Genomic DNA, 421 nt, shown 5'->3' with positions numbered 1-421 from the left:
GAAGGAGGACGGCTTCGGGAAGGAAGACTTCTGGATAATAAAACTCAACGCCAAGGGAGGCGAACAGTGGCAGCGCACCATAGGAGGCTCCGGACAGGAACTGCTGCAGAGCGTCGTGCCCACCTCCGACGGCGGATACCTGCTGGCAGGCTCCTCAAGCTCCGCCAGGAGCGAGAAGCTTGCCGCAGGGCAGCCCGACCCGTTCGGGAAATCCGAGGCCGGGTTCGGCAGCCTGGACTACTGGGCCGTAAAGCTCGATTCCGAAGGGAAGATCGAATGGCAGAAGGTTTTCGGGGGACAGTATGCCGACCAGCTCCGGAGCGCCGTGCAGACACGCGACGGCGGGTACCTGCTGGGAGGCTCGTCCAACTCGCCGGAATCCGGAAACAAGTCCGAGAAGTGCTACGGCATGTCCGACTAT

General features: G+C 62.2%; 1 pseudogene. It reads left to right on the top strand.

The window, feature by feature from the left end:
* Window positions 1-421, top strand: a pseudogene (locus ASG38_RS18275) (T9SS C-terminal target domain-containing protein); the annotation flags it as partial.

It is taken from the genome of Flavobacterium sp. Leaf359, from assembly GCF_001423985.1.
GTDB lineage: Bacteria > Bacteroidota > Bacteroidia > Flavobacteriales > Flavobacteriaceae > Flavobacterium > Flavobacterium lindanitolerans.
This window is presented reverse-complemented; position numbering and strand designations above follow the sequence as displayed.